The following is a 26,372-nucleotide window of genomic DNA, read 5'->3' as shown; positions in this document are numbered from 1 at the left end:
TCCGGTTTAGCTCGCTATCGCATAAGGTTGGTCCTGGCGAGGTCGACCACTTCGTCTCCGCGCCCGCTCAATACCGCTCTAATCATGTAAAGGCTGAAGCCCAGAGCCTGTTCAAGACTGATCGTCGGCGGCATAGATAGCTCTTGCCGATTCACGAGCACTTCAATCAAGGCAGGGCCGTCGTGCGCCAGCGCCTCCGTCAGGGCCGGGCGCAGCTCTTCCGGCTTTTCCACGCGAACGCCGAAAATATCAGCCGACTCGGCCAGCTTCGCAAAATTAGGATTGACCAGATCTGTACCGTAGTCGACCAGTCCGGCTGCTTTCATCTCCAGTTCTACAAAGCCGAGAGAGCTGTTATTGAACACCACCAGCTTTACAGGCAGTCTGAGCTGGCGGAGCGTCAGCAGGTCGCCGAGCAGCATCGCCAACCCACCATCGCCGGAAAGAGTGATGACCTGCCTCCTGGATGGCTGGCCTGGACACCGATGGCTTGTGGCAGAGCATTCGCCATCGAGCCGTGAGTAAAGGAGCCGAGCAATCTGCGCTTGCCGTTCATATGGAGGTAGCGCGCGGCCCAGACCGTAGGCGTACCCACGTCGCAGGTAAACACTGCATCTTCTGCCGCGAGCTCGTCCAGAACCTTTGCGACGTATTGCGGATGGATCGGGGTTCGGCCCGGTTCACCCACGGCGAGATCGTCGAGGCTCTTGCGAGCATTTTTGTAGTGGCTGAGGCATGTATCAAGATAGGTGCGGTCGGTCTTGCTCTGGATTAGCGGAGTTAGCCTCTCCAGCGTGTCCCTCACATTCCCAATCAGGCCCAGGTCGACCGGAGTGCGACGTCCGATCTGGTCGCCGAGCCGATCCACCTGAATGATCTTTGCGCTCTTGGGATAGAACTGCTGATAGGGGAAATCCGTTCCCAGCATGAGCAGAGCGTCGCAGTTCATCATGGCGTGGTAGCCGGAAGAAAAACCAAGCAGTCCGGTCATCCCAACGTCAAAAGGGTTGTCGTACTCGATAAATTCCTTGCCACGCAGCGCATGGACAATCGGTGCATTCAACCTTTCGGCTATTGCAATCAGCTCCGTGTGAGCGCCCTCACAGCCTGCGCCGCCAAGAATGGTGACCCTGCGCGCGTTGTTAAGAATGTCAGCGGCATTGCGAAGTTCATTGTCGGATGGAAACAGTAACGAAGCTGAATCCTCGATGCCGAGCGAAAGCGCGGGTGCGGAACATTCGCGCAACGCCACATCACCGGGAATTATGACCACGGCAACGCCCTGCTTCGTAATAGCCGCGCGCATGGCGATGCCCAACACTCGCGGCATCTGTTCCGGTTGGGAAACCAGCTCGCAGTAGTGGCTGCAATCTTTGAACAGGTGGTCTGGATGCGTCTCCTGAAAGTAGCCGCTTCCAATCTCGTGACTTGGAATTTGCGCCGCAACCGCAAGCACCGGCGCGCGATTCCGATGGCAATCGAAGAGGCCATTGATAAGGTGCAGATTGCCCGGGCCGCAACTGCCCGCGCACACGGCAATTTCTCCTGTAAGGTGAGCCTCCGCGCCGGCGGCAAATGCGGCCACCTCTTCATGCCTTACATGCACCCATTCGATCTGTTTACTTTCCCGGATTATCTCGGTCAGGCCATTCAAAGAATCACCAACCACTCCGTAGACCCGCTTTACGCCTGCGTTCACCAGTGTTTCGATGAATATCTCAGCCACTCTCTTTGCCATGTGTTTCCTCACCTCGGTGTAAACCGTATCGACCTTGCCATTCGATAGCTGGCCTGGTTTTCGATTGGCGAGCGCCGAACATTTTTCGGGACGTCGAGAGTGCGGATCAGCAGACGGCCCCCTGGAGCAGGCGCTGCGCAACGATCTTGCGCGAATGGAGTAGTAGGAGCGCAGCCAAACTTGTATTGATGAATGGCCCCCTATACCATACTCCGACGAATGGTAATTTTGGCAAGCCGTCTGACGAATCTGGACCCAGGGCGCGAACGTCATACTGGAGTAAGTCAAATTGTGAGAGCGAGATGGCCACGGTGCGGCGCTGCCACCGGATCAGCACAAGCAGGTCGCCGCAGCACGTGTCGTCGGGCGCTCAGAGTCCGAGTTTCGAGATCCCGCGCCCGATAGCGAGATACTTCGTGTGGTGTGCTCCAGGCGATCGAAGTTGTCGTGGATTTCTTCGGCCGTAAAGGGCCGCTGGATTTCGCTGATAAAAGCCGGCATCGCGGCAGCAAGCGGGGATCGCGCTCGGCCGCCCTCAGGAAAGAGAAGAGCTGCTCGCCGATCAGATAGTCCAGGCCATTCCGTTGACCGAAGCGTTCACCGGATGTCTTCGGTCGCCATGCATTGGTCGATCCAGATTCTGTGGAATTCCGTCGACGAGCTGCTCCTGGTTGAGTCGTTTCTTTGAGGATGCGACGCACCGATGTGCAGGCGGCGAGCGCTTTCGGAGTTGCGAAGGCCGGAGACTCACCACAACATTCCAACGCAAGGAGACGGCGCCTATATTATTGGTATCAAATAGCTTATGGCGTATTTGTGCGGCGAGTCCCGATTTCCTCCCACTGGTGCGCGGATGCGATTCTCGCTTTTGCGTCACCAGTGGACAGACATCTCTGCCTGGTAATTCATACTCAAAGTTGTTTGTCATTTTGCCGAATATTGATTCATGGCGTAGGTACCCGTCTCCCTAAAGGGTATCTGAACGCCTGAAGACTCTATCGGCGCCGCCAGAAAGGCTGGCTACAGGCGGCCGGTGAGCCAGCCTGCAGCCATTAGAAATGCAGTCTATTTTCTTCTGTGTCGGTTCTCATCCAACTTACGGCGTGCACACCGGGCCAGCGTCAGCTAAGAACGTGGCGTTGTTGGAGAACCAGTTGTTAACCCCAACGGAAGGGGCCCCATAAAACCAGGAGAAGAATGCCAGCTCCTGCATATGGTACGTGAACCTGTTTTGAGGATTAAAAATAGGCGGCGCGAACGTGCCGCTCAATGGATCTCCGACCTCCAGGTTATTTTGACAACCTGACACCTGCCCGACGTGACCCCAGGCGGGAACGGGGTTGTTGCCGAACGGATCATTCATCCATTCCGCGACCTCGTGAGACATGGCCGAAACGTCCTGCACCCCACTCCCGAATATTCCGCTGGTATCAAAATCTGCCGTGCCAAAGGTCTGCGCCCCGAACGAGTCATGGAAGCCCAGAATGCAGCACGCAATATAAAAGGCGCCCACTTTGCTGTAGGTTGTGGTTATTCGTATCACCACCTACCGAAAGGAGCGGCGTTATGAGCCAAGAGAAATATATCGGCATGGACGTCCACCAAGCAACGATCTCGGCTGCAGTCACAGATTCCCGGGGAAGTTGATCATGGAAAGTATTCTGGAGACGAAAGCGGCCACGATCCTTGAGTTCCTCCAAGGGCTACACGGAAGTTTATCGGTGACCTTCGAAGAAGGAGTCTCTGCGGCCTGGTTACATGACCTGCTGAAACCTCACGTCACCCATCTCGTGGTCTGCGATCCGCGCAAGAACGCCCTGTTGAAAGACGGCAGCAAGAGTGACCGAATCGATGCGCGAAAGCTGGCGGAGCTGCTGCGTGGCAACCAGCTCACGTCGGTTTACCATGGCGAGCACGGGATGCGCACCATAAAAGAATTAGGTCGCAGCTACCTAACCATTACGAAGGATCTCACACGAGTCATGAATCGGATCAAAGCCCTCTACCGAAGCTGGGCCATTCCCTGTAGCGGTACCAGCGTCTATGCACCGCGGCATCGCACAGAATGGTTAGACAAGATCCCGGAACCCGGAGTTCGTCTCCGGGCCGAACGGCTCTATCAGCAACTGGATCTGCTGCAACCAGTGCGTCAGCAAGCGCGACGCGACTTGCTGACCGAGAGCCGCAAGCATCATGCCGTGAAATTGCTTCGCCAGATTCCTTCGATCGGTCCGATTCGTGCAGCCTTGCTGGTTGCGCAGCTGCAGACGCCCCACCGTTTCCGTAGCAAGCGCCAGCTGTGGGCTTACAGTGGTTTCGCGCTGGAGACCCACGACAGCGGCGAGTATCGCTACGTCCGAGGGAAACTGCAACGAAACCGGGAGCGCATGACCGTGCGTGGCCTGAGTAACAACCATAATCCCGATGTGAAGAATCTCTTCAAAGGGGCTGCGATCTCCGCTAGCACTCACCCTGGCCCCCTGTACGATTTCTATGTTGCTCTTCTTGAAAAAGGAATGCGACCGACGATGGCGCGTCTCACCCTGGCACGCAAGATTGCCAGCATCACTCTAACGATTTGGAAGAAAGGAGTGGATTTCGACGCCACACAATTGCATCGGCAAGAAGCTTGAGCGTCTCTGATAAGGAGGCCTTTCCATCTCCGGCCATTCTCTTAGGTGGTGGTCGGTCGGGTTCTCGAGACGCTCGGTTCGAGGTGAGTATCAGTCAATGAGTTCGGCCTTGTGTGCTTCGGCACCGAGTCACTAATGCACGCTATGCCTCCTCGGATAACCAGAAATAGCGATAGGCCACGAGCCTCAAATAGAACCATGGTTGACATTCAAATACCAGGTCCGCTTGCCCAAGTCTAAGACTCGATTGGCGTCGTCACCACCGGAAGATGCAAGCCACGGAATGGCAAACAAGCCAAGACAAACCTCTCGAGCGAATCGAGGGGCACGTTCACAGGCAGTGGGCTGGATCTCGAGACAAAAATCTTCTCGGCGTCCGGTCGAGGGAGAAACTTTTTCTTGACATCCCTTTTATAGAACTCATCGAGCTGTTTTACCTGATCTCTGCATGAGTCCAAGTGGCCGATAAACGTCAGGACTCTATCGGAGCTGCTCCGCGGGATCAGGCGTGCGCAGTGGATGGAGATAGAGGGAGCAGGTCGGATAGAGTCCTGACGTTATACGGCAACTTGCCGAAGAAACAGATCGATCTGAATAGGTCAATGAGCGTTTCCTGATTCTTGGATAGCCTCAACTGCAAATGTCTCCGCCCAGGCCCGTCGTAACGCTTATGAGAATGGTTCGCGGAGTTACCGACGGCGTTTACAGGCGTTCCCATCCAGACTCCTCCGGAGCTACCCGATGCCGTTGATCACCTCGATCGCGGTCTATTTGGCAAGGTCGTCGTGGAAATCAATTGAGCGGATCACCCGGCCATCCGCATTGCGAATGGCCGATTTTCTAGATCGCGTAGACAGAATTTGCTCAAATTAGGCGCTCATCTCCGCCGGCGTGAAGAACCGGCCCCTAGCGTTTAGGCGGCTTGAGCACAGGCTCCAGGTAGCGCGCCAGCATTTGATTCAAGGCGTCGATCATTCGCGACCGGTCAGATGTCTTGCGACCTGCCAGGGCGGGCAGGAAACCTATCAAGGCGGTGTGGACAATTTCTGCGCTCCACAAAGCGTCCTGCCTATAGAGTTTTGGATTTCTTGTACTTAGCATCTTGGAAACGATGTCGATGAATGTTTGAACAAGGAGGCGCTTTTGTTCGGCGGTGTCCTTCGAAAGAGGAGCCTCTGCATATAAAGTACGAAATGCAGGATGCCTCCGATGAAACTCAATCACGACTCCGGTGACCTGCCGGATGGCCTCTTCCAAAGACGCTGACGCAAGTTTCTGTGTGTCCGCAGCTCGCTCCTCTTTCGCCAGATCCATCGCGTAGCGGGCCACGAGCGCATTGGCGATAGCTTCCTTGTCTGGAAAGAACTGATACAGCGTTGCCGGGGAAACCTTCGCTCCGGCAGCAATGGCGTTCGTGGTTGCCGCGTGGTAGCCAAGCTCTCCGAAAATGCGGCCGGCCACGTCGAGCAGACTTGCCACACGGCGTTCTCCCCGAACGTTTCGCTTCCGATCTGGGACAAAAACTGACATGTATTGATGTTCTCACATTTTCCAACTAAATACTTGCATCCTTTCTTGATTGCAAGTATCTACTTATATGTCTCCGGGGTCGATGCTCCAGAGGAGACAGGCGAGGAGGCAGGCAATGAGCAAGTTGAATGCAAAACAGCAAGGAACCGCGGTCGTGACGGGCATTTCGTCGGGAATTGTCCCCGACACGGCAAGACGACGCCTGGTCGAATCGGGTTTCTTCCCACGTCGAACTCCGTCCAGGCATTTTCTGCTTGTCTGCATGTGTGCGTTGAGTGTGGCGATCTCCCTTGAGGGATGTAAGCAATCTCCCGACAAGAAGTCGTTTTCACCGGCAGCAGTAGAAGTTGCGGCAGTTGTGCCCAAGCCAATTCATCTGTCTGACGAATTCAACGGCCGTGTTGCATCCATCAATTCCGTAGATGTGCGGGCCAGGGTAACAGGCTACGTGGATAACGTTGCCTATCGAGAGGGAGACAGCGTAAAGCGCGGTGACCTGCTCTTCGTCATTGATCCGCGGCCTTACCGCGATGCTCTCGATAGTGCAAAGGCAAGCCTGGAACGAGAGAAGGCAGCGGCGGCATTCGCCAATATTCAGGCGAAAAGGGCGCAAACACTGAATGCTTCCAACGCGATTTCGCAGGAAGAATACCAGAATCGTGACTCTGATCTCTCTCAGAGCACTGCTCGCGTGCATGAAGCAGAAGCTGCCGTTGCAACGGCAGAGCTCAATCTGTCCTTTACGGAAGTACGATCACCGGTTGATGGACGGACCAGCCGAGCCCAGCTCACGCGCGGAAATCTTGCACAAGCCGATCAAACGGTGCTGACCACTGTCGTGTCACAAGACCCTGTCTATGTGTACTTCGATTGCGATGAGCAGAGTTATTTACGCTTTCAGGAGAGGGTTCATCGCGGAAGCGGAGTGAGTTCGGCGAACCCCGTGCGTGTCGCGCTGGCGAATGAGACCGGCTTTCCCCATGTCGGCAGGGTTGATTTTCTCGACAACCAGGTCACTCCATCGACCGGAACAATTCGCGCCCGCGTCGTGCTCCCCAATCCTGACCACCTTCTCGCTCCAGGCCTCTATGCGCGCGTTCAGCTTGAAAGCTCCGGGACCGTGCAGGCGCTTCTGGTGGATGACAGAGCGATTCTTACCGATCAGGACCAGAAGTATGTGTACGTGGTCGGCCCAGGTAATGTGGCGCAGCGCAAAGATGTCGTAACTGGAAGCATGGCGGACGGCCTGCGTTTGATTCGAACCGGTCTTTCCCCAGGAGATAAAGTGATCGTCAGCGGATTGCAGCAAATCTACTTCCCCGGCGCCCCTGTCGCTCCCACAGAAGTCGCAATGGGATCGGTAACTGCCAGCATTACCCCCACACCCGCTCAAGAAGCGCAGAAATAAGGAAGAGGCAGATCATGGATTTCTCAAAATTCTTTATCGACCGCCCGATCTTCGCAATCGTCCTGTCCATCATCATCTTTTCTCTCGGACTCATTGCCATACCGATGCTTCCATCCGGGGAATATCCTGAGGTAATCCCTCCGAGCGTGGTCGTACATGCTACCTATCCCGGCGCCAATCCGAAGGAGATTGCCGAGTCGGTCGCGGAGCCGCTTGAAGAGGCGATCAACGGCGTCGAAGGCATTATGTACATGAAGTCTGTTGCCGGATCCGATGGCAGCCTTCAGGTCGTGGTCACCTTTCGGCCCGGGGTCGATCCCGATACCGCAGCCGTACGCGTGCAAAACAGGGTCAGCGAGGCACTGTCACGGTTGCCCGATGAGGTGCGCCAGTTCGGCGTAACCACACAGAAACGGTCTCCCACGCCGCTCATGTACGTGAGCTTGTATTCTCCCGACAATCGTTACGACTCACTGTACTTGCGCAACTACGCGGTCCTGCATATCAAGGACGAGTTGTCGCGCCTACCCGGTATTGGTGATGTTCAGTTGATAGGTTCTGGCGATTATGCCATGCGTCTCTGGCTCAACCCGAACCAACTTGCCTCGCGCGGTCTTACCGCCGCCGACGTGGTCAACGCTGTGCGCGAGCAGAACGTGCAAGTGTCAGCAGGACAGCTCGGCGCCGAGCCCTCGCCGAAGACCACCGACCTTCTAATCCCGATCAACGTGCGAGGACGCCTCCGCAGCGAAAAAGAGTTTGGCGACATCGTGCTCAAAGATGGCGCGGACGGCCAAATCGTACATCTCTCCGATGTTGCACGGGTGGAACTTGGCGCCAGCGACTACACCATGGATATGTACCACGACAACAAAAAAGGTGTGGCGATCGGGATATTCCTTACCCCCGGAGCCAATGCTTTAGGGGTTGCCGGTTCGGTGTATGCACAGTTGCGCAAGCTGTCTGCAGATTTCCCTGCCGGCATGGTCTACAAACCAAACTGGGACCCAACTGTGTTCGTGCGCGAATCGATCCGCGCGGTTGAGCATACGTTGATCGAGGCCGTCGTGTTGGTGGTGCTGGTAGTGATTCTGTTCTTGCAGACCTGGCGCGCCTCCATCATTCCACTCGTTGCGGTGCCAGTCTCTGTGGTGGGCACATTCGCGTTTCTATATCTGTTGGGGTACTCGATTAACACACTGACCTTGTTCGGCCTGGTACTTGCGATCGGCATCGTCGTCGACGACGCCATTGTTGTGGTCGAGAATGTCGAGCGCAATATCCATGAGGGCTTAAGTCCGCGTGACGCTGCCCACCAGGCGATGAAAGAGGTATCCGGTCCCATCGTTGCGATCGCGCTCGTGCTCTGCGCGGTGTTCGTGCCTATGGCCTTCCTTTCCGGCGTCACCGGCCAGTTCTACAGACAGTTCGCAGTAACCATCGCGATCTCGACCGTGATATCTGCGATCAATTCCCTGACTTTGTCGCCAGCGCTCGCAGCAAAGTTACTCAAAGGGCACGATGCGCCCAAAGATGTGCTGGCGCGAGGCATCGAACGCACGTTCGGCTGGCTGTTTCATCCGTTCAATCGCTTCTTTGAGCGTAATTCGGAGAACTATCACGGTACGGTGGGGCGCACTCTACGTCACCGAGGAGTCGTATTCGCGGTCTATGCGATTCTGCTCGCCGCGACCGCACTGTTGTTCATCAAAGTGCCGGGAGGATTCATCCCAACCCAGGACAAACTCTATCTTTTCGCCGGGGCCAAGCTGCCTGAAGGTGCTTCGCATGCCCGTACCGGCGCGGTGTCACGGAGGCTGATCGACGTGGCGCACAGCGTGGATGGTGTCGATATGGTGGTCGACCTCTCAGGCTTTAATGGCTTGCAGCAAATCAATACGCCCAATAATACAGTTGCCTACGTTATCCTCAAGCCGTTTGATGAGCGCCGTCGCAGTGCAGCGGAGATCAACACAGAACTTAACGCCAAGTTTGCGAACATCAAGGATGGCTACTCCTACGCGCTGATGCCGCCACCCATTCAAGGTCTCGGCAACGGCTCGGGTTACTCGCTTTATTTGGAAGATCGAGCAGGCCTCGGGTATGGTGCTCTGCAGAATGCGTTGAGCGCCTTCCAGGGCGCCGTCGCGCAAACACCAGGAATGACTTTTCCCGTCAGTTCCTACCAGGCCAACATCCCACAACTCGAAGTGAAGGTGGATCGGATTAAGGCTAAGGCGCAGGGGTTGCGTTATCCGATCTATTCGACACCCTGCAGACCTATCTTGGTTCGGTCTATATCAACGACTTCAATGCTTTCGGACGCGTCTACCGGGTCATGGCGCAGGCCGATAGCACCCATCGCCAGCGAGTGGAGGACATCGGCAATCTGCGTGTGCGCAATGCGCGCGGTGAAATGGTGCCTATAGGCTCGATCGTGACGGTAGTACCGAGCTATGGACCTGATCCGGTTATGCGTTATAACGGCTACCCGGCCGCCGATCTTATCGGCGATTCCGATCCCAAAAAGCTCTCCTCTGGACAGGTTGTTACAAAACTGACGGAGATCGCCGACAAGGTGCTGCCCCGTGGCATCGTACTCGAGTGGACAGACTTGAGCTATCAGCAGGTGACACAAAGCCACGCAGCCGCTGTGGTATTTCCACTTGCTGTAATGCTGGCCTTCCTTGTGCTTGCCGCTCTTTATGAGAGCTGGACGCTACCGCTGGCTGTAATTTTGATTGTGCCCGTGTGCATGTGTGCGGCACTTCTTGGCGTATGGCTCACGGGTGGCGACAACAATGTATTCGTGCAGGTGGGCTTAGTGGTTTTGATGGGCTTGGCCTGCAAGAACGCAATCCTCATCGTCGAGTTTGCTCGAGAATTAGAGCTTCAGGGCAAAAGCATCGTGGAAGCTGCGCTCGAAGCCTGTCGCATGCGTCTGCGTCCGATCGTGATGACCTCGATCGCCTTTATCGCCGGTTCGGTTCCATTGCTCCTGGGGCACGGCGCCGGCAGCGAAGTTCGCGCAGCGACTGGCATCACTGTCTTCTCTGGAATGCTCGGTGTAACACTGTTTGGTCTCTTTCTGACTCCAGTGTTCTATGTAGCCCTGCGTACATGGGCGAAGAAAGAGTTTCGCGAAGAATGGGAAGAGGTTAGCGAGGAAACGGAGGAGAGCAATGCTTAATCACAAATCAATTCTGGCGACAGTGCTCTCTCTTGGGCTTACCGCATGTTCCGTAGGACCTCGTTACAAGCAGCCAACGCTCGTACTTCCGCAGCAGTTTACTGCCCCCGATACAGCAACCGTTGACGTTAGTCCCCATGCGGACGCGAGCGATCCAGAGTTCTGGCATAGTTTCAATGACCCAGAACTCAGCTCGCTTGTGCAGCATGCGCTTACCGCGAATAACGATCTGCGCGCCGCGCTGGCCCATTACGACAGCGCCAATGCCTTATTGCGTGAAGCAAAATTCGACCGCTATCCCACAGTAACGATGAGCACGAGCGTGGGTAGGCAGAAATTCAGTGCAGACCAGGCATTTGGCTATCCGCGAAATAATCGCTTTTTCAACCCAGAGATCAATGCAAGTTGGGAACTCGATTTCTTTGGTCGCGTTCGTCACAACATAGAGGCGCAACGCCAGCTTGCTCTTGCTGATGCAAGTAGCCTTGCTGCGATACAGGTTACCGTAGTTGGTGAAGTCGCGAGCACCTATATAGATCTCCGTGGACGGCAGGAACTTCTTCGGATAGCGCGGGAGAATGTTAAGAACGAGCAGAAAACGGTACGGCTAGTTGATGCGGCTTACTCAGCCGGTAGAGGAACAGAGTTCGATACGGCGAGAGCACGCGCTCTTCTCGAGACAACGACCTCGCGTATTCCAGAGCTGCTCTCTACGATCGCGCTCGATGAACATCGCCTTGCTGTATTGTGCGGGCTTCCTCCGGATGCTTTCGTCTCACAGCTTGAAGTGGCAAGGCCGCTACCCGACCTTCCTGATCGTATCGATCCCGGAACACCGGCCGATCTTATACGCCGTCGTCCCGACGTAAGCGCGTCGGAGGAACGCCTGCATGCCGCGACAGAACGAATAGGTATTGCCACCGCTGACCTTTTCCCGCGTGTCAACTACGCTGGGCTTCTTGGATTCAACGAGCTTCATGGGGATACACCGTTTGACGGCGTCAGCGCTGTGAACCTGGCGGCATTGAACATCGACTGGTCCTTCCTCGACCGAGGAAGAGTTCGCGCTCGCATCGCAGCCAGCCAGGCCGACGGCGATGCGCAACTTGCCCAGTATCAGCAGTCGGTTCTCCTGGCTCTCGAGGATGTTGAGAACGCTTTGGTGAGCTATGCGAGGTCGCAGCAACGCGACGTTCAGCTTCAACTCGCCGCCAAGGATGGTAAACGTGCAGCCGATCTCGCCAGCGTTCGTTTTAGGAATGGAGCTACCGGCTTACTGGACCTGCTGGACGCGCAGAGAGTAGAACTGCAGGCCGAAGATGCTTATGCGGAAAGCCATTCCAACAGCGCCCTTTCTGCCGTTCTACTCTACAAATCGCTCGCTGGCGGATGGCCGCAACATCCTCCGGCTCCGAAAGGCGGAAGACCTTGAGGCGTGCGCACTCTTTTCGTGGCAGGCTTCGATCAGTGGCCCGCGAAGGTATCGACACTCCTCCACCACCACGAGGGAGGGATGGATGCTGGATGAACCCGTGTCATGAATACCGTGACAAGATCCTGCGTTACCTGGACGATGATCTCCAGGCGCACGAATTGAATGATTTCGCAACCATCTCAAGGCCTGCCCTGACTCTCGGGCGAGCTTAGAAGCGGAGCATGCGCTATCGAACCTACTGCACCGATCACGGCCCTTATACCCAGTCCCGGTTGCACTTCGCTCCCGCGGGTGTGCGGCCGTTATGCGGCAGCACGAACCCGATCGTGACAAGCCCAATAAGGTTGACTCGCTGCCTGCATTGTCAAAGCTCAGGAAGGCCTGTAGGCGGCCAAGGAGGCTTAGGTGAATTAGAAATACTGGCGTTTATTGCAACCTATAAAACAACCTCCCTCTCTGGGGGCAAAGAGTCGAATAGTGCCCCTGCGATCAAGAACAATTCGAACGATAACTTAATCATCGGAGAACTAAATGAAGAGCTGGCAGTTGAAGAAAAGTGGAAACGAAAACCTTCACCTTATCGAGAGTCCGACGCCCCAGCCGGGGCTGGTCAGATTCTCGTTCGCACCAAGGCCGTATCACTGAACTATCGCGACAAACTCGTTATTGAAGACAAATATCCGCTGCCCATCTCGTACCCTCTGGTGCCTGGATCGGACTTGGCAGGCGAAGTCGTCGCAGTCGGTTCTGGAGTTTCTCGTTTTAAGACTGGCGACCAGGTGATTTCCCACTTCAGGCCGAAGTGGCTCCGTGGAGTGCCTTCGCACGAGGAGCTGCGCGAAAACCTTGGTGGTCCACTTCCGGGCGTGCTCGCCGAATATGTCTTGCTGTCTGAACAAGGCGCGCTCGCCTATCCCGATTATCTGACGCCGGCAGAAGCGTCAACGCTACCGGTGGCTTTGGTTACCGCATGGGTTGCGTTGTTCACGCTCGGCAACCTGAAGCCGGGAGAAACTGTCCTGCTTCAGGGAAGCGGCGGCGTCTCGCTGTTCGCTCTGCAACTGGCGGTGGCGCATGGCGCTCGCGTGCTGGTGACTTCCACAAGTCCAGGCAAGGTTGCGCGCCTGAAGCAATTGGGCGCCGCAGAGGTTATTGATGCGAGTGTGAACCCGGCATGGGATGAGGTCGTACTTCGCCTAACCGACGGACGGGGCGCCGACCATATCCTTGATGTCATCGGAGGAGGCGCTGTACCCCGGTCCATTGAGGCGGCAGCGTGGAGAGGACATATTGCCCTAATCGGGATCATGGATCGTCCTGCTACGACGATTTCAATTCCGAACGTGATGGTCAAGAATCTGCGACTTCAGGGCGTGAGCCATGGCTCGCGAGCCGACATGGAAGAATCGCTGGCATTCGCTGAAAAGCATCGAATTCCACCAGTCATCGATGCCAGATACACTTTCGACGCAGTGCCCGATGCCCTCGATCACCTCGATCGCGGTCCATTTGGCAAGGTCGTCGTAGAAATCAATTGAGCGGTCACCACGGCCATTCGCACTGCGAATGGCCGTGATCTACATAGTTTTACAGTGGTTCTCTGATCACTGAAACGCCACTTCTCATGACAAAAAGAATCTTGCCGCGCTGTCGGCAGACGATGCAGCGGTGCCCAGCCTCTACAAGCGCCGCGTCCCTAATCCTCTTCCAGGCGACCCGACCTTTCAGCATTCGGTGTACACTTCGACCCCAAAGTGGGGCTGGAATAAGTTCAGGAACTATCTTGTGTGCTCTAGCAGGCATGCTTAGAGATGATAGCGCGTAGCTTTAGCTTGACAGTCGTATAAGGGGTCACCACACCAGACGTCAAAAATCAGCTTCTCCAGGCTCAGCTCACTCACCAGACGCTTCAGCTTCGTGTTCTCTTGCTCTAGCTCTTTCAACCGCCGCGCCTGGTCCACCTGCAAGCCACCGTACTCTTTCCGCCATCGGTAATACGTCTGCTCGGTGATGCCATTATCCCGGCATGCGACTGGCGTCGTCTTGCCGTTCGCTACTGCAACCTCGATCTACCGCAGCAAGCTCACAATCTGCTCAGGTGTATGCTTCTTTCCTCGTGCCATTTCCAGGCCCTTCATTGTGATGGGCCCGGCTAGAACTGGACCATATGGAGGGTTAGTCTTTCGGCAAAACCGGCCCTGAAGAGGGTGGAGGATTTTGCCATGAAGAAGAAGTTCTCGGTAGAGCAGATTGTGTCGGTGTTGAAGCAGTCCGAGGTAGGCGTGCCGGTGGCGGAGCTGATTCGGAAGGTCGGGATCAGTGAACAGACGTTCTATCGATGGAAGGCGAAGTACATGGGCCTTGAAGTCGACCAGGTCCGGCAGCTGAAGCAACTGCGGGATGAGAACACGCGGCTGAAGCAGTTGGTGGCGGAACTGACGTTGGATAAGACGATGTTGCAGGATGTGCTCAGAAAAAGTTGTGAAGCCCTCGCGGCGCCGCCCGATGGTGAAGTACTTCGAGCAGAGCTATCGAGTGAGCGAACGGCACGCATGCTGTGTTCTGGAGTTGGCCCGGGCGACGTATCGCTACGAAGGCCACCAGGAGCAGTGGATCGAGTTGCGGATGCGCATCCGGGAAATCGCGCAGACCCGCGTGCGCTACGGGTATCGGATGATCCGCGTGCTGTTGAACCGTGAGGGCTGGAAGGTGGGCAAGGACCTTGTCTATCGGCTGTATAAGGAAGAGGGGCTGGGGCTGCGCAAGCGACCCGTTGGAAGAAGGCGGGCCGTGGTGCATCGACAAGAGCGCTTCCGTCCAACCGGACCGAACCAGGTCTGGGCCATGGATTTTGTTGCCGATCAGCTCTGCGATGGAAGGCGCTTCCGCTCGCTGACCATCGTGGATATTTACACCAGAGAAAGTCTTGCCATCGAAGTTGGGCAGAGCCTGAGAGGAGAAGATGTGGTGCGCGTGTTGAACCGACTAAAGGAGCAGCGTGGTGTGCCGAAGCTGCTGTTTTGTGACAATGGGTCTGAGTTCACCGGTCAGATGCTGGATCTGTGGGCGTATCGGAACAGCGTGAAGATCGACTTCTCGCGGCCCGGTAAGCCAACCGATAACGCGTTCGTGGAGAGCTTCAACGGAACCTTCCGATCAGAGTGTCTCGACACGAACTGGTTCCAGAATCTGACCGAAGCAAAGCAGATCATCGAAGCCTGGCGGCGGGAATACAATGAGAGTCGTCCTCACAGGGCTCTCGCCAACAGGACACCAGAGGAGTTCACCAGCCAGATCGCGGTTAACCGCGATCTGGCTGAAACAAAAACAAGCCGATTCCTAACCCTCTAGTTGGTACAGCTTTTCCAGGCCCTTCAATTGCTCCAGTTTCTCTCACTGAAACTGGTACATAAAAAGCCGGGCATTCCAACCTCCTAGGCGTCCTTCGCGAAAAAGGTGAAGAAATATACGCGCATCTCCGCCACGGAGCGGGCTCGATCCTGGTCTTGGGCCGAGGACGTGGCGTAGCCATTAAAGAAGTACAATCTTTTGACAATTCCGCGACAACGGACCTTTTCGCTAGGCTCTAATGTGGCTTCCGCTGCGAAAGACAAACACCTCTCGCCGCTCTGCACGATCGTCCGCACCGCCACGGGAGGCCAATAGTGACTTGAGCCAGTCTTTCTCCTTTCCGGCGTTCTGCACTGAGCCTGATGGTATTTTCTTTCGCCACCGTGGCCAATGCTCAAACGCAGTCGTAGTCAAGTAGTTAAATTGCTTTCGATAAGCAATCGAGCTGGCAGTCAACTGCTCGCAACAGTGTCCGCAGATTTCCCATACTTTTCCAGTCTTAACAACGGCTTAATGATAGGAGAAATACATGTCTCGAAAACCGAATATGTTGTTGACGTGTGCCGCAATAGCTTTGGGGGTACTTGTTCCCTTCGCGTTTGGGCAGCAAACCGCGAAGTTGCCGAAATTAAACCCGAATATGACGCCAACGAAGGACCCGAATACAGAAGTCGGTGCACGTCTGCAAGCTGCGATCGATAGCGTCAAATCTAAAGCCAATCTGAACGCTGTGAGCGCCAGCAAAACCAACGGTCTGGAGCTTCAAACTTTCACCTACCAAGTCACGTCGACCAGGGATGGAAACGTTTATAGCGGCCAGATCGTAGGAAAGAGTCCGTTCTCTGACCCGCAGGGGAAAACCAGCGTAGCAACACACCTGATTCCGCTTGTGATAGTCACCAATTCCGTCTTCGCCGGCATGGATTCAGCTGGCGCGATTCAGACGGCTCCCGGCGTCACAGTCTTCGATCCCACGATCCCTGACTCGTGCTCATCGGCTCCCAATAACGTTCCGCTCGAGCTGGTGCAGCAGTCGCCGATCCTTCAACCCTTCGATTTCAACTTCGGCGGAACTGACGTGGGAACCGTGCAGACCACCGATGCATTCCAGCGGGGAAACTTTTCCCAGCTGATTTCACATGGTCAAAATGCTAACCGCATTACATACCAGGTGGTTCTTGATCCCGTCACAACCGCCGCGAAGATTGTCGTTAATATTCCGGCAGCAGACGGCGTAGCCTATCCGAGCGCCGCATTCGGCGGTTGCCCGAGCGGCAAATTCGCCATCGTCGACATTGCGGTTTATGAGCCAGCGATCATCAGTCTTTTCACCCAGCTCGAGTCCCAGGGTGTTAACCCGAGCACCTTCCCGCTCTATCTTCTTCACAACGTCGTGCAGTGCGAGGGAAATACACCCGGGTGCGCGACCCATCTCAATGAGTTCTATAAAAGGGATGTCAAGAAAAAGTTTCTCCCTCGACCGGACGCCGAGAAGATTTTTGTCTCGAGATCCAGCCCACTGCCTGTGAACGTGCCCCTCGATTCGCTCGAGAGGTTTGTCTTGGCTTGTTTGCCATTCCGTGGCTTGCATCTTCCGGTGGTGACGACGCCAATCGAGTCTTAGACTTGGGCAAGCGGACCTGGTATTTGAATGTCAACCATGGTTCTATTTGAGGCTCGTGGCCTATCGCTATTTCTGGTTATCCGAGGAGGCATAGCGTGCATTAGTGACTCGGTGCCGAAGCACACAAGGCCGAACTCATTGACTGATACTCACCTCGAACCGAGCGTCTCGAGAACCCGACCGACCACCACCTAAGAGAATGGCCGGAGATGGAAAGGCCTCCTTATCAGAGACGCTCAAGCTTCTTGCCGATGCAATTGTGTGGCGTCGAAATCCACTCCTTTCTTCCAAATCGTTAGAGTGATGCTGGCAATCTTGCGTGCCAGGGTGAGACGCGCCATCGTCGGTCGCATTCCTTTTTCAAGAAGAGCAACATAGAAATCGTACAGGGGGCCAGGGTGAGTGCTAGCGGAGATCGCAGCCCCTTTGAAGAGATTCTTCACATCGGGATTATGGTTGTTACTCAGGCCACGCACGGTCATGCGCTCCCGGTTTCGTTGCAGTTTCCCTCGGACGTAGCGATACTCGCCGCTGTCGTGGGTCTCCAGCGCGAAACCACTGTAAGCCCACAGCTGGCGCTTGCTACGGAAACGGTGGGGCGTCTGCAGCTGCGCAACCAGCAAGGCTGCACGAATCGGACCGATCGAAGGAATCTGGCGAAGCAATTTCACGGCATGATGCTTGCGGCTCTCGGTCAGCAAGTCGCGTCGCGCTTGCTGACGCACTGGTTGCAGCAGATCCAGTTGCTGATAGAGCCGTTCGGCCCGGAGACGAACTCCGGGTTCCGGGATCTTGTCTAACCATTCTGTGCGATGCCGCGGTGCATAGACGCTGGTACCGCTACAGGGAATGGCCCAGCTTCGGTAGAGGGCTTTGATCCGATTCATGACTCGTGTGAGATCCTTCGTAATGGTTAGGTAGCTGCGACCTAATTCTTTTATGGTGCGCATCCCGTGCTCGCCATGGTAAACCGACGTGAGCTGGTTGCCACGCAGCAGCTCCGCCAGCTTTCGCGCATCGATTCGGTCACTCTTGCTGCCGTCTTTCAACAGGGCGTTCTTGCGCGGATCGCAGACCACGAGATGGGTGACGTGAGGTTTCAGCAGGTCATGTAACCAGGCCGCAGAGACTCCTTCTTCGAAGGTCACCGATAAACTTCCGTGTAGCCCTTGGAGGAACTCAAGGATCGTGGCCGCTTTCGTCTCCAGAATACTTTCCATGATCAACTTCCCCGGGAATCTGTGACTGCAGCCGAGATCGTTGCTTGGTGGACGTCCATGCCGATATATTTCTCTTGGCTCATAACGCCGCTCCTTTCGGTAGGTGGTGATACGAATAACCACAACCTACAGCAAAGTGGGCGCCTTTTATATTGCGTGCATTGGCCTGTGGGTGTTGAAAAAGTCGGTACGTATCAGCTGATTTTCATGAGATCTGTGTGGCAATGCGAGATGTTTGGCAGCATAGTTTGACCATGCTATTTGCCATTGCCATTGTCGGAGGTCTAACGCTCATGATGGGTCAGCATAACCGCTCTGAATCGCTGTTCTATTACTTCCGACTGGATGATCAGGTACCAGAGAATCATCTGTTGCGTTTAGTTGATAAGCATATCGACTTCGGCTTCGTGCGTGATCGGCTAAAGGACAGCTATAGCGAAACTGGTCGTCCGTCGATCGACCCGGAGCTGTTGCTGCGGATTCTGCTGATTGGTTATCTGTACGGAATTACCAGCGAGCGCAAGCTGGTTGAGGAACTGCGCATGCATCTTGCCTGGCGCTGGTTCACCGGGCTTGGCTTCGATGAGGACGTTCCGCACCACTCCACATTTTCGAAAGAACCGCCATGGGCGATTCCACGAATCGCAAGTGTTCAAGCAGCTGTTCGAGGAGGTTGTGGCCCAATGCCTCGCAGTTGGGCTGGTGCGCGGAGACAAGCTATCGGTCGATGGAACTTTCGTTGAGGCGAACGCTTCCAAAGAGAGCCGCATTCCGCGAGAGCAACTGATGGGAGCCGCACAGGTCAACCGAACGGTGCGCGAGTACCTGGCTGGGCTTGAAATGCAGAACCCAGTAGAGGAGCCGACGCATAGCCAGGACAAAGTGTCCACCACCGATCCGGACTCCACGTATGCGACAAAAGGTGGCACACCGGCACGCATGGGGTATTACGACAACTACCTAGTTGATAACCACAGCTGTATCGTTGTGGGCGTGCAAGCGACAGGCCCCCGCTTGAGTGAGGAGTCTCGAGCCGCAGAGCACATGATCGCTCGCTTCACCCAATGGCAAGGCAGGAAACCGCAGTCCATCGCTGCCGATGCGAGCTACGGCAATGGTGAGTTTTTGCAGTGGTTGATGGACCGGGAGATCACGCCGTATATGCCCACCAGGGATGCTGTCGGGCGAACGAGGAGTCCCTTCTGTAGTCCGGACTGCTTTACCTACTTACCAGATAGCAACAGCTACATCTGCCCTGCAGGCCAGCAACTGAACTACGGCGGACGCAACGAGGGGAATCGCACGTTCGGCTATATAGGAACGCGCAAGAAGTGCGGTCCGTGCCAACAGAGATCCCAGTGTACGACCGGACCGTTCCGGTATCTTGCAATCCACATGAACGAAGCAGCTCGGCAACGAGCGAGAGATCTCCGGACGACACGGGAGTTCGAACATGCCCAACGACAGCGGAAGAAGGTCGAGGCCCTGTTCGCGGAACTAAAGAGTCACATCGGTCTTCGTCGCCTGCGCCTACGCAGGTTGAAGTTCGTCCGAGAGCAGTTCTTCCTGGCGGCCACTGCCCAGAACATCAAACGTCTGGTACGGTTCCTCAGCCGGCCAGCAACACCACCGGTACCTGCCACTGTTTAGGGAGGGGAAAGGAGGATACCCCCGCTCCCACGCACGCATCAGCCCCAGAACACCAGAAAAGGCACAGACTTTTTCAACACCCACGCCTGATATCGCCAAATGAGGCTCAACTCCATTTTTGCCCGTGATTCAGGAATAATCTGCCCAAATAGCAGCGAGCCTTAGTTATTTGAGCTTCGAGTATTCAGTCTGTGCTATGTGGCCTCACATCTCCAGTTGAAAAACACGCTCGAAAACGCAAAGGCCGAGATGGAAGCCGCAGCCAAGACAGCCGCCCAGGCCGAGGCCCGCGCCAAGTCGAAGACCTCGGGCAAGCGAGAGCCCGCTGCGGGTGCCCAGCCCAACGCGAAGGCTGGCGAAACCGCCGACCCTGTCGAGACACCGAAGCCCTCCGTTCTCAAGAGCCCGAGTCTCTTCGATATGAGTCCTACCCCCGCACCGGCGGTCCCGGTCACTCCGGTTATCTCCAGCCAGAGTGAATCCTCCGCAGAGTCAGAAGACCTATTACCCCCTCCACCGTGCCGGTGCACGATGTCTTCGGTGGCCAGCCAACCTTCGACCCAAAATCGCGCTTTGCACGCCAGAACGCCCCAGCCAGCAAAGACGCCGCCCACATCTACCTCAATGGCAACTACACGGCGGGCGTGGGAACCGCACCCGCCTGGACGCTCAACTCTAAGTACAGTCCCATTCTGCTGCTCTACCGCCGCTTCACGGTCGGCCCCCTGGTGACCACCGATATCGGGAACAATACGATCAAGGGCCAAACCTACGCCAACACCATCGATCTGGGAGCGACAGCCCAAGCCGTTTATCGGCCGGGAGGGGCGCTCGGGGTATCGGTTTTGACGCCGGGCGTGACCTACGAGACGGATCGGCAGTTTGATCGCGATAATCTTCTCGCCACGGTGGACATCCAGGAGTTCTTCGCTCATCTCTACGACACGCAGCAACAAAAGTCCCTTCGACTCTTTGGCGACTTGCGACGAAAGAACAGCTCGGCAAAACTGACCGATGTGAAGACACCGATGTTAGGCCATGACCTCGATTTTCACGCGGGTGTAGAAACGGGGAGTGCGCTGATCGACACAACTGTCAAAGCCTCGAAAGGTTCTGCGAGCGCCACACTTCCGCGGTATGGGATCTTTCGGGTTGTGCCGCAGGTTCACGGCCTTCTGCAAGTGTCGAGATTCAGTATCGACGAGTTATTCGTCGGGCGGTACGTCGCCCTGACCGAGAACACCATTGTCGAAACGGCGGACCACGCGCTCTATCTCAAGAAGATCGAAGGATGGAAGGCGCTCAGCACCCTGACGAACACGTTTGCTCTGGACACGCAGGGAAACTTCAACCTAACGGTGACGTACAAGAGCGGGTTCGCGCCACCGAACTACAAGCGTGTGAACGCAGTTCAGGCGGGTCTGACAATCAAATACTAGTGAGGTGAGGGAGTGCGATGAATCTTGCGTCAGGGCAACCGATCTCGATCTCTTTGCGCCGCCTTTTGATTGGCGCATGCGCACTGTCCTTTTGCATCTTCGCGGAAAACTCCGCGATGGCTGCCGCCAAGTCACCAGCCTGCTCGGTCGAGCCAGTGGACGCCAGGGGAGGCACTTTCACCTTTTCGTGGGAGCAGGTCCTTCAAGGAGACGCATTCATTTCCCTCCGTAACAACGGTGGGAAGAGTCAATCTGTCACGGTTGGCCTGGCAGGAGTTCCGATGTCAAAGCTGGGGCCTCCTCTCGCGGCCCTGTCGATCGAGCCGGATGCTGGCGTTACGAAGGACAAGCACGGAAAGTTTTCGGTCCCGCAGTACGGAGCCCTCCTGTTCAACCTCAAGGAAGCTGGAACTGCACCTTCCTTCGTCCCGCCTTCGGGAAGCTATGCGACCCAGCTTGTGCTCGGTTCGCCTTGTGACGCACCTCCATCCAAGCCGACCTCAATCATGATTACAGTCGGTAAGGTCCAACCCGCCATCGCAAAGCTCGCACTGATGGTTTCGCGCCCCAATCCGTGGACGAAATCCTGGACGACGAATGTGGATGCGCCCGTAAAGCCCAGAACTGCTCTGCCAGATCTGTCGAGTGGGAGCCGTGCGGTGGGAATATTGCAACGAGATTCCGGCGGTCTGGCCACCGTAACCTGGACCGCGACAAAGGACGATGGGAATCAAAAATATCCAGAGGCTACGCTTTCCGTCGCCGATCTTTCCGGCGCAGGAAGCTACTCCGGTACGATCGTTCTCGCCGACGAAAAACAGGGGTACGATGGCAAACCCAGCGCACCGCTTGATCTGACCATTCTGGTCAAAGACGATTGGTGGTGGCCTGCCGGAATGATATTCGTCAGCGTCTTGATTGCATTCCTCGTGAAACGCTACCTCGGAGTTCAGCGGCTCGTCTGGAATATGGGACTTGAAGAAGCATCGCTGGGCAAGGAGTATCAGGAGGCACAGCGTAAGTTCATAGCGGCGACGACCGGTCAGCCATACGGAGAGTACTCCATTCTCGAGGATTTCGGGAAACAGCGACAAAAAGTCCTTGACCTGATTGCCAAGGTTGAACAGGCATGGGGAATCACTAGCATTGACGACAACCAGGACTATAAGAATGCGTCAGCACTTCTCCTTGCACTGCACCATCAGCTGACGGCATGGGGAGACCTCGGTGACGAACTCTCCAGGCTCGCTGAGGCGCTGCATGCAGTGCAGGACGGCGGCCAGCATGGGAATGCCCCTGAGATTGACGCGGCGGAAGCACTGCTCACTGGGCAGACGATCAATTTGGAACGCATCGACGCCCTGTCGACTGAAGTTCTCCAAGCGACCCAGAACTTGAACGGCCTGATGCTGGCGCAGACAGATGCTGTCGGCCGAAACCTTGTGAAGACCATCTTCGGCTTGGGATTTAGGACCGCCCGCCCACACTCGAAGAGGTCACCCAAGGTTAGCGACGAGGGACGTGTCGCATTTTTCTCGAGGGCGATTCGCGAAGGTGATATCGCCATTGCGGTCTTCGCTCTTCTCATCGCCGAGTTAATTGGTTTCAACACGAAATACCTCGGATTCAAAGCCTTCGGCACGGTAAAGGACTACGTCGATCTCTTTGTGTGGGGAGCTGGAACCAAGGCGACCATCGATATCGTCACCGTGTGCTCGATAAAGTCTCCTCATCTTTCTATCGACAGCAGCCGCGCGCTTGAGTTGTTGTGCCTTTACCAACACTCGCGGCGATTGGGCTAACCCCTCTCAACCCTTCCAAACCTCAAAATCGTACGATAACGCTGAGCCCAACGCCCGTGGTTGTTTCCGGAGGTAGTGTTGCAAGTTTCAAATGCAGACAAGTTTGTCGCCGAGCGTCTGTCGTGCGTTCTTAGGCTGCCAAGTCGAAAAGGCTGTCGATGAACTGAATCTGACGAAGAAGATCATCTCCTGCCACCCATCGAACTTGCCCCTTGCGGATCATGTGGACTGCTTCGTAGCCTTGAATCGTTCGCCGAGCCGCCTGGAATTCTCGGAAGCCCTGCTTGGCGTTCACGCGACGTTTGATGGCTCGATGATCCTGTTCGAGAATGTTGTTCAAGTACTGCACCGGTCGGTGTCGACAGCGCTTGCGCAGCGTCCCTACCTTCTTACTGTCGGGGATCGCGGAGCTGTAAATCGGCGCCAGGTCAGTGTTGATCACTCGAGGTTGAGGATGGGATCGATCGCCGAGCGCCTTGCGAAAGAGCCGCTTGGCAGCATCGGCGTCACGGAACGTTGACAGCAAGAAATCGATGGTGCACCCTTGGAATCGATGGCCCGATACAAGTAGCACCAGCGTCCCTTCACGCGAAGGTAGGTTTCGTGCACCCGCCACGACTTGTTTGTCGGCTTGAGATGCTGTCGCAATCGCTGCTCCAACTGAGGGCCGTAATCCTGCACCCAGCGCCAGACCGTTGTGTGATCGACATGGAGACCGCGCTCTTCCAGCAGTTCCTCAACATCGCGCAGCGAGAGAGTAGCGAAGATACCACCGTACCGCACAAACTATGAGGCCGGGTTCGGTCTGACGCCATTTGAAGATCGCGGATCGGGTTGTCATTTCGCGATTCTTTCACGTCACCAGCCAGCAGCCCTGAAAGTTGCAACACATCCTTCCGGGACATTGGGAAGGTGATCTGCTGAGCGGCGCAAAGAACAGTTACATCGCGACTTTAGTCGAGCGTCCTTCACGCTTTGCCATGCTGGTCAAGGTGCCGGGCAAAGACACCGAAGCGGTCGTTCAAGCCTTGAGCCGGCATGTTGGTAAACTCCCGGCGACCCTGCGGCGTTCGCTGACCTGGGATCGCGGCTTGGAGATGGCCAGGCACAAGGAGTTTACAGTGGCCACCAAGGTCAAAGTGTACTTCTGCGATCCGCAGAGTCCCTGGCAGCGCGGCACCAACGAAAACACCAATCTACTCTTGCGACAATACTTCCCCCGAGGAACCGACCTTGCCCCTATCTCGCAAGCGCAGCTCGACCAGCGTCGCGCTGCGATTGAATCAACGTCCCAGAAAGACCTTGGGCTTCCAAACTCCGGCAGCTAGACTGCAAGCAAGTGTTGCGTCGACCGTCTGAGCCGGCACCGTTTTTCGTGCAGTTCGCCGTGGCCTATAGTGCGGGTGAAGGATGCCGCTGACTCTTCCGTGTCCGCTAGTTTACTAATGGGTCCACGTTCAGTCTCCATCAGGATCGGAGCGTTCTGCACCTGCACCGTTCCGCCGACGATAGGATGCACGCCTCCGCTAAGATCGCGGTACTCTATCATTTGTGCTGGTGCGCTAAAGCTGAGACTGCTGACTGAAATGGAATTCCAGACTACCAGTGCCCTGTAACCTCCTGGTCTTGTGATAGAGCATGTCCACGTTCCATTCTGGTCTTGCGCACAGGGCTGTGTCAGGGTCGCGCCGACGATCCACTTGTACGTCTCTCCATAAGCCACTCCATCTGGCAAGAGATTGTTTGCAGAGTCGATGAGACGTCCCCATTTCCGGTCACCATCGTAGGCATACCACAGCACGCGATCTACATTCTTGGACCACTGCAGGAAGAAGTACTTGGATAGAAAGGCAGCGCGATGAGTATCGTCGCCAATATTACTTTCTCCCCAGCTACATTCGGTGTCCCACAACGGCGTTGCGCTTAGATGGTGGTGACTCATGACTAACCGATAGGCGTCAACGATCGCGACAATGCGTTCTGCCTGGGCTCCTTCATACCCGTGGAACGCGACGATGTCGAAGGTGCGGAGGCCACCGGCCTTGACAAAGGAGTCCAGCCACTTTGCCCCTGTACTTCCGGTGGCCGCAGGAGAGAGAACCATAGCTGATGGATCGATGCTCTTGATGATTCGATAAGCGTGCTGAGCCATGGTAACCATAGTGGCAAGATCGCCGCAGTAAGAACTTGACTGGTCTGGTTCGTTCCAGAGTTCCCAATACTTGATGCGCCCTGCAGCATTTGTGACTATTGCGGCGACGTATTGATCCCATGCCGAGATAACTGGCGGAGCGCATTGTCCGGGACCATAAGGCCCTACTGCATCAGGGGCTGTGGAGGCCCAACGTGGCGTTCTACCAAAGGTGTAGAGGATCTGCCTTCCCCGCTCGTGTTTGTGGCGATGTATGAGTTCAAGCGAGTGAAGTTGTACTGACCCGATGCTGGGTTTGCTTCAGCCCAATCCAGGGCTGGATGGGCGTCCCAAGTTCTCGTCGTTCCAAAGGACAGTAGCGGATTCGTGTTCTTGTAATCGAGAACCGTCAGGCCAAAGAATGCTGAAGACGCGATCGGCTGGACGGTAGTGAGTTGAGTTGTACCAGGGGTGGGGCCTAAGGGCGTCAAGGTGTGCAGCGGCCAGCCAAGTATGTTCCCGGCTCGATCGCCCAACCATGGCACAAGGTTAGACAGCGATATCGCTTCGCTGCCTGAAAGCACGTAAAGCGCACAGTATAGGAAGCTGAAGCGAAAGAGCACGAGTAACCAAATCGGCGAGAATGAGAGCGTTTCTGGCTTTACTCCCTCTATCGAAAGTGTTTTTTCAGTCAATGCCTAAACTATATCGTGGTGAGCGATGGCAGACGGGACCGTACTCGATTTCCCGAGAATGTATGGTCCGCCGCGCGACTGCAAGAGAAAGTTTGGGCGAGGAGACAAGTCTGCGGCAATGTATTCGGTCTTTGAGTGGAGATCAGCTCTCCTGACCATGATGAGTTCCGCTGCGTGCCTCTCCTTACAAGTCGGTCGGTCGTTGGAGACCATTTTCGGGATCAGGTTTGAGGCACGCCGTTGTGACTGTTCTTTCGTCCTTGCTGTTCCTGTGCAGACTTTGTGGGGAAATTTTAGAATCCGTCGTCGTAGTGCGGGAAAGTGGGAGCGTGCTAACGCTTCCAAGCCGCAGGCGCCTTAGCCGCGCTACTCATGCTGCGACCAGGCGATCTGGCTTGTAGTCTTCTCCGCTCGACAGGACAGCCCAGGCAATCCGTGCCAACTTGTTGGCCATGGCAACCACGACGACGTTCTTGGGAGCTCTCAGGTCGAGTGCATCGAGCCAGGCTCCGATGGGTACTCGATC

14 protein-coding genes and 6 pseudogenes are annotated in these 26,372 nt (G+C 55.8%); 12 read left to right on the top strand and 8 right to left on the bottom strand.

Features of this window, described 5'->3' with window-relative positions:
- Positions 1 to 14 precede the first annotated feature (14 nt).
- Together poxB and RBB80_RS22355 are read right to left on the bottom strand one after the other, a co-directional pair.
- Positions 15 to 1,738 (bottom strand): annotated as a pseudogene (poxB, locus tag RBB80_RS22360) (ubiquinone-dependent pyruvate dehydrogenase).
- 1,096 nt (positions 1,739 to 2,834) lie between these two features.
- Positions 2,835 to 3,281 (bottom strand): hypothetical protein, encoded by a 447-nt coding sequence (locus RBB80_RS22355; RefSeq protein WP_433964560.1) that lies wholly within the window; start codon positions 3,279 to 3,281, stop codon positions 2,835 to 2,837.
- Positions 3,282 to 3,387: 106 nt separating this feature from the next.
- On the opposite strand from RBB80_RS22355, the gene RBB80_RS22350 reads away from it, so the two are divergent.
- Positions 3,388 to 4,371, top strand: coding sequence for a transposase (locus tag RBB80_RS22350; protein ID WP_433964555.1), 984 nt, complete (start codon positions 3,388 to 3,390; stop codon positions 4,369 to 4,371).
- Positions 4,372 to 5,277: 906 nt separating this feature from the next.
- On the opposite strand, the gene RBB80_RS22345 is transcribed toward RBB80_RS22350, so the two are convergent.
- Positions 5,278 to 5,850: a TetR/AcrR family transcriptional regulator gene (locus RBB80_RS22345; RefSeq protein WP_433964559.1), complete on the bottom strand. Its 573-nt coding sequence runs from the start codon at positions 5,848 to 5,850 to the stop codon at positions 5,278 to 5,280.
- A gap of 313 nt (positions 5,851 to 6,163) precedes the next feature.
- On the opposite strand from RBB80_RS22345, the gene RBB80_RS22340 reads away from it, so the two are divergent.
- From RBB80_RS22340 to RBB80_RS22325, 4 genes and pseudogenes are all read left to right on the top strand, one after another.
- A complete protein-coding gene (locus RBB80_RS22340) occupies positions 6,164 to 7,309 on the top strand; it encodes an efflux RND transporter periplasmic adaptor subunit (RefSeq protein ID WP_433969817.1) in 1,146 nt (381 codons plus the stop codon).
- Positions 7,310 to 7,323: 14 nt separating this feature from the next.
- Positions 7,324 to 10,499 (top strand): annotated as a pseudogene (locus RBB80_RS22335) (efflux RND transporter permease subunit).
- A complete protein-coding gene (locus RBB80_RS22330) occupies positions 10,492 to 11,931 on the top strand; it encodes an efflux transporter outer membrane subunit (RefSeq protein ID WP_433964558.1) in 1,440 nt (479 codons plus the stop codon). The pseudogene RBB80_RS22335 and the gene RBB80_RS22330 overlap by 8 nt, the downstream one beginning before the upstream one ends.
- A gap of 224 nt (positions 11,932 to 12,155) precedes the next feature.
- Positions 12,156 to 13,472, top strand: coding sequence for a zinc-dependent alcohol dehydrogenase family protein (locus RBB80_RS22325; protein ID WP_433964557.1), 1,317 nt, complete (start codon positions 12,156 to 12,158; stop codon positions 13,470 to 13,472).
- 333 nt (positions 13,473 to 13,805) lie between these two features.
- On the opposite strand, the pseudogene RBB80_RS22320 reads toward RBB80_RS22325, so the two are convergent.
- Positions 13,806 to 14,003: pseudogene (locus RBB80_RS22320) on the bottom strand (transposase); the annotation flags it as partial.
- 153 nt (positions 14,004 to 14,156) lie between these two features.
- Here RBB80_RS22320 and RBB80_RS22315 point away from each other — a divergent pair.
- Positions 14,157 to 15,285 (top strand): IS3 family transposase gene (locus RBB80_RS22315; RefSeq protein WP_433964538.1). Its coding sequence is split into 2 segments (ribosomal slippage): positions 14,157 to 14,404 and positions 14,403 to 15,285, totalling 1,131 coding nucleotides; the frame shifts between segments, so codons are not numbered across the junction.
- A gap of 529 nt (positions 15,286 to 15,814) precedes the next feature.
- Complete coding sequence (locus tag RBB80_RS22310) at positions 15,815 to 16,909, top strand: hypothetical protein (protein ID WP_433964556.1); 1,095 nt, start codon at positions 15,815 to 15,817, stop codon at positions 16,907 to 16,909.
- A gap of 236 nt (positions 16,910 to 17,145) precedes the next feature.
- Here RBB80_RS22310 and RBB80_RS22305 read toward each other — a convergent pair whose 3' ends face one another.
- Positions 17,146 to 18,129: a transposase gene (locus RBB80_RS22305; RefSeq protein ID WP_433964555.1), complete on the bottom strand. Its 984-nt coding sequence runs from the start codon at positions 18,127 to 18,129 to the stop codon at positions 17,146 to 17,148.
- Between the two features lie 254 nt (positions 18,130 to 18,383).
- Between RBB80_RS22305 and RBB80_RS22300 the strand changes: the two genes are divergently transcribed.
- From RBB80_RS22300 to RBB80_RS22285, 4 genes are all read left to right on the top strand, one after another.
- The gene (locus RBB80_RS22300) at positions 18,384 to 18,872 is read left to right on the top strand and encodes a transposase (protein WP_433964554.1); all 489 of its coding nucleotides are present in this window, start codon (positions 18,384 to 18,386) and stop codon (positions 18,870 to 18,872) included.
- Entirely contained in the window at positions 18,805 to 19,779 is a 975-nt protein-coding gene (locus tag RBB80_RS22295; protein ID WP_433964553.1) for a transposase, read from the top strand. The genes RBB80_RS22300 and RBB80_RS22295 overlap by 68 nt, the downstream gene beginning before the upstream one ends.
- Positions 19,780 to 20,303: 524 nt before the next feature.
- Positions 20,304 to 21,218, top strand: a complete 915-nt coding sequence (locus RBB80_RS22290) for a hypothetical protein (RefSeq protein ID WP_433964552.1) — start codon at positions 20,304 to 20,306, stop codon at positions 21,216 to 21,218.
- Between the two features lie 281 nt (positions 21,219 to 21,499).
- A complete protein-coding gene (locus tag RBB80_RS22285; protein WP_433964551.1) occupies positions 21,500 to 23,020 on the top strand; it encodes a hypothetical protein in 1,521 nt (506 codons plus the stop codon).
- A 130-nt stretch (positions 23,021 to 23,150) separates the two neighbouring features.
- Here RBB80_RS22285 and RBB80_RS22280 read toward each other — a convergent pair.
- Positions 23,151 to 23,861 (bottom strand): annotated as a pseudogene (locus tag RBB80_RS22280) (IS6 family transposase).
- 52 nt (positions 23,862 to 23,913) lie between these two features.
- Here RBB80_RS22280 and RBB80_RS22275 point away from each other — a divergent pair.
- Positions 23,914 to 24,379, top strand: a pseudogene (locus RBB80_RS22275) (IS30 family transposase); the annotation flags it as partial.
- Here the strand turns inward: RBB80_RS22275 and RBB80_RS22270 are convergent.
- Positions 24,345 to 25,271, bottom strand: a complete 927-nt coding sequence (locus RBB80_RS22270; protein ID WP_433969815.1) for a glycosyl hydrolase — start codon at positions 25,269 to 25,271, stop codon at positions 24,345 to 24,347. The pseudogene RBB80_RS22275 and the gene RBB80_RS22270 overlap by 35 nt on opposite strands.
- Before the next feature lie 945 nt (positions 25,272 to 26,216).
- Positions 26,217 to 26,372, bottom strand: a pseudogene (locus tag RBB80_RS22265) (IS110 family transposase); the annotation flags it as partial.

The organism is Tunturiibacter gelidiferens (assembly GCF_051013345.1).
Classification (GTDB): Bacteria; Acidobacteriota; Terriglobia; order Terriglobales; family Acidobacteriaceae; genus Edaphobacter; species Edaphobacter gelidiferens_A.
Note: the sequence above shows the minus strand (reverse complement) of the source record. Positions and strands in the feature narration are given on the sequence as shown.

Coding starts and splice junctions, on each gene's coding strand:
- RBB80_RS22350 (WP_433964555.1), top strand. CDS start 3,388: ATGGAAAGTATTCTGGAGACGAAAGCGGCCACGATCCTTGAGTTCCTC.
- RBB80_RS22340 (WP_433969817.1), top strand. CDS start 6,164: ATGTGTGCGTTGAGTGTGGCGATCTCCCTTGAGGGATGTAAGCAATCT.
- RBB80_RS22330 (WP_433964558.1), top strand. CDS start 10,492: ATGCTTAATCACAAATCAATTCTGGCGACAGTGCTCTCTCTTGGGCTT.
- RBB80_RS22325 (WP_433964557.1), top strand. CDS start 12,156: ATGCGCTATCGAACCTACTGCACCGATCACGGCCCTTATACCCAGTCC.
- RBB80_RS22310 (WP_433964556.1), top strand. CDS start 15,815: ATGTCTCGAAAACCGAATATGTTGTTGACGTGTGCCGCAATAGCTTTG.
- RBB80_RS22305 (WP_433964555.1), bottom strand. CDS start 18,129: ATGGAAAGTATTCTGGAGACGAAAGCGGCCACGATCCTTGAGTTCCTC.
- RBB80_RS22300 (WP_433964554.1), top strand. CDS start 18,384: ATGCTATTTGCCATTGCCATTGTCGGAGGTCTAACGCTCATGATGGGT.
- RBB80_RS22285 (WP_433964551.1), top strand. CDS start 21,500: ATGTCAAAGCTGGGGCCTCCTCTCGCGGCCCTGTCGATCGAGCCGGAT.